This window comes from Streptobacillus felis (assembly GCF_001559775.1).
Taxonomy (GTDB): Bacteria; Fusobacteriota; Fusobacteriia; order Fusobacteriales; family Leptotrichiaceae; genus Streptobacillus; species Streptobacillus felis.
This window is the reverse complement of the sequence record NZ_LOHX01000131.1, coordinates 21,827-28,494: the sequence shown is the minus strand read 5'-3', so window position 1 is coordinate 28,494 and position 6,668 is coordinate 21,827. Positions and strand designations below refer to the sequence as shown.

5 protein-coding genes are annotated in these 6,668 nt (G+C 28.0%); all 5 read left to right on the top strand.

All coding sequences use genetic code 11. The annotated features are described in order from the left end of the window. Window positions 1–75: 75 nt before the first annotated feature. The 5 genes from AYC60_RS02340 (at window position 76) to AYC60_RS02310 (ending at window position 6,641) form a co-directional block, all read left to right on the top strand. The gene (locus AYC60_RS02340; RefSeq protein ID WP_067320845.1) at window positions 76–1,557 is read left to right on the top strand and encodes a PP2C family protein-serine/threonine phosphatase; all 1,482 of its coding nucleotides are present in this window, start codon (window positions 76–78) and stop codon (window positions 1,555–1,557) included. Between the two features lie 2 nt (window positions 1,558–1,559). Next, complete coding sequence (guaA, locus tag AYC60_RS02335; protein ID WP_067320843.1) at window positions 1,560–3,098, top strand: glutamine-hydrolyzing GMP synthase; 1,539 nt, start codon at window positions 1,560–1,562, stop codon at window positions 3,096–3,098. Between the two features lie 841 nt (window positions 3,099–3,939). Further along, the gene (locus tag AYC60_RS02325) at window positions 3,940–4,413 is read left to right on the top strand and encodes an ORF6N domain-containing protein (protein ID WP_067320838.1); all 474 of its coding nucleotides are present in this window, start codon (window positions 3,940–3,942) and stop codon (window positions 4,411–4,413) included. A gap of 66 nt (window positions 4,414–4,479) precedes the next feature. Next, window positions 4,480–4,980, top strand: a complete 501-nt coding sequence (locus AYC60_RS02320) for a GNAT family N-acetyltransferase (RefSeq protein ID WP_067320836.1) — start codon at window positions 4,480–4,482, stop codon at window positions 4,978–4,980. Window positions 4,981–5,783: 803 nt separating this feature from the next. Further along, complete coding sequence (locus tag AYC60_RS02310) at window positions 5,784–6,641, top strand: BRO family protein (RefSeq protein WP_231724611.1); 858 nt, start codon at window positions 5,784–5,786, stop codon at window positions 6,639–6,641. Window positions 6,642–6,668: the final 27 nt, after the last annotated feature.

The following is a 6,668-nucleotide window of genomic DNA, read 5'->3' as shown; positions in this document are numbered from 1 at the left end:
CCCGAATCACCTTTTTTTATATATCCATATATGCTATACTAGAAAGAAAAGGTTAACTAAATTATAGGAGCATTTATGAATGAATTTTGTTTTTTAGGTGATAGGGAATATGAAATAGTCTATTTTACTTCTTTTGAGCAAGGGTATGAAGATTTATTAAAAGCTTCAAAAATTAGAAAAAAAATACTTTTTCATATTAAAGATGTAACTATAGACTCAAAGTTTTTAAGCTATATGCTAAAACTATTTAGATGTTCTATAAAAAATGATTTTGAAATATTTTTCATAATAAAGAACAAGAATATTATAGATGATATTAATCTTCTTGAATCAAAAAGATATTTTAAAATCTTTAGTTCTATAGAAGAATATAATGAGCTTAAAACTTTTGCAGGATATGAAGTTAAAATATATGATGATAATAACAATGTGAAAAATCTTTTAAAAGATGAATTGATAAAAAGTGGATTTGGTATTAAAGATAGAAACTCATTTAACTTTTTAAACAAGAAACATGATAGTAGATCAAATAGTATATATATTATTGACTTTTCTAGCTATCAAGAAGAAAAAATAGAAGAAATAAAAAAGATTAAAGAAGAAAATCCTAATTCCATGGTAATATTAATAGCTTTTGAAACAGATGTTGATAAGGCATTAAATACTATGAAGTATGGCGTAAATAGAGTAGTTAAAAGACCTGTGGACATTAAAAGTTTAGTTAGTTCAATTAAAAGTCTTGCAACTGCAGCAGAACTAAAAAAAGAAAATGATAGACTAGTTTCAGAGGTATTTAGTAGAGAGAAAGAAATAAGAAAACTATACAATGAGGTAAATGAAGAATTAAGGTTAGCAGGGGATATACAAAAATCTTTAATGCCACCTAAAAAAATAGAGTTTGGCGAGTATGTATGTGAATACTTTTTTGAACCTAGTATGAATATAGGTGGGGATTTCTGTGACTTTATAGAGCTTAATGAAGAAGAATTTGCTATAGTATTTGCTGATATTTCAGGTCATGGAATTCCAGCTTCACTTCTATCTACTATGCTTAAGGTATTGATATATAATAATTCGAAGAAGGTATCTAGACTTTCTGAATTAATGGAAATTTTAAATGAGGAAATAATAAATATTTTTCCTAAAGGTAAGTTTGTTTCCATGTTTTATTTAGTTGTAAATACTAAGTCTAATATGGTAAAATATGCTAAGGCTTCACAAGAACCTGCCTTAATGTATAAGAAGGAAAGAGATGAAGTAATAGAACTTGAAAGTGAAGGTCAAATACTGGGCCTATTTTCAAAAAAGATATTCCCTATACTATCTTTTGAAGAAAAAGAAATAGAATTTAATGTAGGGGACAAAATCTTACTGTATACTGATGGTATAACAGAAGAAGTTAATGTTAATGGTAAATATTATGGTTTAGATAGACTTAAAGAACAGGTAAAAAATATAGAATTAAATTTAGTGATAGAAGATTTAAAAGAATTTGTTGGACAAAAAACTTTTAATGATGATGTAACACTATTAAAAATAGAAAGAAAAGGAGAATGAGGATGCTAAAAAGAAAGAAAATTGTTGTAATAGATTTTGGTTCACAGTACTCACAAATTATTGCAAGAAGAATTAGAGAGATGGAAGTTTACTGTGAAATGGTTAGAGAATTTGATTTTAATAACCTAGAAGATGTTATAGGTATAATATTTTCAGGAGGGCCAAGTTCAGTATATTTAGAAAAATCACCAACTGTTGATAAAAAAATATTTGAGTTAGGTGTACCTATACTAGGAATATGTTATGGTCTACAATTAATAACACATTTAAATGAAGGAAAAGTTGAAGCTGCAGATAGTAGAGAGTTTGGAAAAGCTATATTACAAATAATTGAAAAAGAAAATCCATTATTAAAAGATGTTCCTATGGAATCAAATATATGGATGAGTCACAACGATCATATTACAGAAATGGCTAAAGATTTCAGAGTAATAGCAAAAACAGATTCTTCAATAGCTGCTATAGCTAATAACAATAATGTATATGGATTACAATTCCATCCAGAAGTATCTCATTCTGAATATGGTAAAAAAATGATAGAAAACTTTGTATTTAATATATGTAAAGCAGAGAAAAACTTCGTTATCACTAATTTCATAGAAGAAAAAATCAAACAGATAAGAGAAACTGTAGGAGATAAAAAAGTAATGTTAGGATTATCTGGTGGTGTAGATTCATCAGTTGCTGCAGTTTTAATAAATAAAGCTATAGGAGATCAATTAACTTGTGTATTTGTTGATACTGGTCTTTTAAGATATGATGAAGCAAATAGAGTATATGATTACTATAAGTCTAACTTTAATTTAAATATAGTTAAGGTTGATGCAGGAGATAGATTCTTATCTAAGTTAAAAGGTGTAGATGAACCAGAAGCTAAGAGAAAAATTATAGGAAAAGAATTTGTTGAAGTATTCAATGAAGAAGCAGCTAAACTTAAGGGTGGAAAAGATGTAGAATTCTTAGCTCAAGGAACTATTTATCCAGATGTTATAGAATCTCAAGCTATAGAAGGAGTTTCTCATACTATTAAATCTCACCATAATGTTGGTGGACTTCCAGAAGAAATGACATTTAAATTACTCGAACCTTTAAGAGAACTATTTAAAGATGAAGTAAGATTAGTTGGAAAAGAAATGGGTATGCCAGCAAGTATAGTTAATAGACATCCTTTCCCAGGTCCAGGTCTTGGTATAAGGGTTATAGGAGAAGTGACTAAGGAAAAAGTTAAAATATTACAAGAAGCAGATGAAATATTCATTAATGAGTTAATTGAAGATGAACTATATCATACTGTATCTCAAGCATTTGTAACTTTACTACCAGTTAAAACAGTAGGAGTTATGGGAGATGTTAGAACTTATGAATATGTAGCAGCTATAAGATCTGTAAATACTATAGATTTTATGACAGCAACTTGGTCAAAACTTCCATATGAATTCTTAGAAAAAGTATCAAATATGATAGTAAATAAAGTAAGTGGAATAAATAGAGTGGTTTATGATATTTCATCAAAACCAGCAAGTACTATAGAGTGGGAATAGTATAAAATTTTATGAAAATGGCTTTAAATAAAGCTTTTATAAGTGTTTTTAGTGTATTTCGGTACTAATTTGGGACAAAAACATAAAATGAATAATTTTAAGAATAGTTTCAAGTGGATTATAAAGAGAATAGACCTTAGTTTTAAAAACTTTGGTCTATTTTTTTATTCTATAGGAAATTAGAAACTTAATAAACTACATAGAATTCTATAAAATCATATAACAATTATGTTTGATTAAAAAAATATATTAAACTATTTATTTTAAAGTAATATAAAATACCTATTTAAACAATAGTTATATATTTTATGTAAAGGTCGGCCCAAAATACTACTTACAAAGAGTTAAAAAACTTCAAGATAAATATTACAATTAGGACACATAAAAGGATCAAAATCCCAGATAGATTTAAAATTCTTTCTAAAAAGTAAAGGAACTTTTTTAAGTTCAGATTTAAATAAAGTAAGAGCAGCTTTAAGTTTAGAAGATTTTCTTCTAGCATAAAAAGCAAATCTATTAATCATCTTAAAATATTTGCAAGAAAGATGAAAAGTTGATTAAAATATGATAAAATAAAATAAATTCATATATTTGAATTTGGAGGATAATTATATGAAAGTAAGCTACAATGGATTATGGAAAATTCTCATAGATAAAGGAATGAATAGAAAAGAATTAAAATAGAAAGTTGGAATTGTACCAGATACAGTTGAAAAAATGGGGTGAGGAGAACTCGTAAGTATAGAAATACTTTATAGGATTGGTAAATAGTTAGATGTAGATTTTGGAGTTATGGTAAATATAGTGAAATAGATTTTACTTTTGTTGATATTAGGTTTTTATGGCAGATAATTCTATTATTGTTGTTTCAGATGTTGTTGATATAAGAAATATGATTTACACATTTAGAGGAAAGCAAGTTATGCTAGACAGTGACTTAGCGATGTTATATCAAGTTGAAACAAAGTATTTAAATAGGCAGAGAAACAGAAATGAAGCTAGGTTCCCAGAGGATTTTTGCTTTCAATTAACAAAAGAAGAGTATGACTTTTTGAGGTGCCAAAATGTCACCTCAAAAAAAGAAAGTGGTTCAGGTGGTAGAAGATATATGCCGTATGTATTCACAGAGCAGGTTATTGCTATGCTTTCAGCTGTACTTAAAAGTGACATAGCCGTTGAAGTGAGCATAAAAATTATGAATAGTTTTGTGGAAATGAGAAAGTTTTTACTATCTAATCAAGAGCTTTTTGCAAGGCTTGATAGAGTAGAATTAAAGCAACTTGAAACAGATAAAAAATTATGGAAAAAGAAATAATTATTTTAAGTGATAAATAGATAAATTAGAATTAGACGATTAATTTTTAATTTAAGGAGGGATTAAATGGATGTTTCATTATTATCAAATCGATACCTTGTTCAAATGATGGGTGAATCTGATGTTGAGAGAATATATGAATTGTGTCGAAAAAATCTCCTGTACTATCAATATTGTCCTCCATTTGTATCTGAGGAGAGCATTATTTGCGATATGAATGCACTACCACCGAACAAAGATATGCAGGACAAATACTATGTTGGGTATTATGATGGGGAAAGTTTGATTGCAATAATGGACTTAATCATGAATTTTCCTGATGAAAAAGTAGCTTTTATAGGATTTTTTATGACAGATGTGGATATACAGAACAGAGGGATTGGTAGCAAAATAATAGAGGATTTATGTTTTTATCTTGCTCAGATAGGGATTTCAAAAGTTCGTCTTGGTTGGGTAAAAGATAATCCTCAGGCGGAGCACTTCTGGCATAATAATAAGTTTGTAGAAACAGGAGATTTTTATGAGACAGATAAATATACAGTAATTGTTGCTCAAAGATATTTATAAATTATAATTTGTGAGAGAATTTGATGGAAATTATAAAAGAATTTTTAGAGAGTAATATATATTTGAATATTATAAAAAAATTGGGAGTAGATAAATTTAACAAAGAACTACGAATCATAGAAATAGAGCGACTAATAAATCGTTTGAAACAAAGACAATTTCTAATAGAAGGTTTTAATTGCAAGTTATATTCAGAAAAAGAATTTGTGGAGTTTTATAAGAAGAAGATATAAGAAAATAAAAGAGATATTATCATTTGGACTAAGAATTTTTGGCAATATAGTAATGATGCTGTTGAAGAATATCCAGATGGCGAATTCCCTAAAGGTGAACAAATAGATGAAGAAGAAAAATCAACGATAATTTCTATAGGTAAATATGCTATAACAAGTATTGCTATGTATATAATAGAATATGATATTTTGAAAAATCATCCGGAAATTTTAGAGGATTATTACAAAAGACTACGTATTCCAGGTGCGATGAAATATGCAAGAGAAATGAGAAAATTGTATAAGACAGTTTTTGATAATAAATAATTTAAAGTATGCATCTTCAAATTATGCTAGTAGTCCTCCTGAATAGATGGAAATTTAGTATCTGTAACCATTGATTTTACTGTATGATTTAGCATGTGGATCTTATATCATAATTATAACAGTTGTAAAAAGTTTAATAAAATCAAGGGTTTTAGTACTTCTACAAAATACTAAAATTCTAAAAAATAATAATTTATGTGTTGTTTAGTGTTATCTAATATTTAGCTGATTGTAAACAAAACATAGGCAGAAAGGAGAATGAAATTGGATAACGAAATTAAATTATTTGAAGGAAATCAGATACGCTCTGTTTGGGATAGTGAAAAAGAAGAATGGTATTTTTCAGTAGTAGATGTAGTAAGAGTACTTACAGAAAGTGAAAATCCTCAAGTGTACTGGAGAGTGCTAAAAAAGAGATTAAAAGAGGAAGGAAACGAAACCGTTACAAATTGTAACGCTTTGAAAATGAAGGCAACAGATGGAAAAATGCGTCTAACAGATGTAGCTGATATGCAAGGTATATTTCGTATCATTCAATCTATTCCATCAAAAAAAGCAGAACCATTTAAGATGTGGTTAGCAGAAGTAGGTAAAGAAAGAATTGATGAAATTATTGATCCTGAACTTACCATTGATAGAGCCTTAGAAACCTATCTAAAAAAAGGTTATACAAGAGAATGGATTAACCAAAGATTACAAGCAATTCAAGTCAGAAAAGAACTAACAGATACTTGGCAAGATCATGGAGTAAAAGAGGGGAAAGAATATGCCATTTTAACCAATGAAATTACAAAAGCATGGTCTGGTATGACAACAAGACAATACAAAGACTATAAAGGCTTGAATAAACAAAACCTTAGAGATAATATGTCGACACTTGAATTGGTTTTAAATATGCTTGCAGAAGCTACAACCACAGAACTTGCTAATACAACAAATCCTCAAGGACTAGAAGAAAATAAGAAAGTTGCAAAACGTGGTGGAAGTATTGCAGGAAATGCTCGAAAAGAGATTGAACAAGAAACAGGTAAACCTGTTATAACATCTAAAAATGCTATTGATTTAGGAAAGTTAATTGGTAATTTAGACAAAGAGATTGAAAATGAAGAAGAGAAAAAATAATAGTTACAAATTTAAGTTTTGTATAGA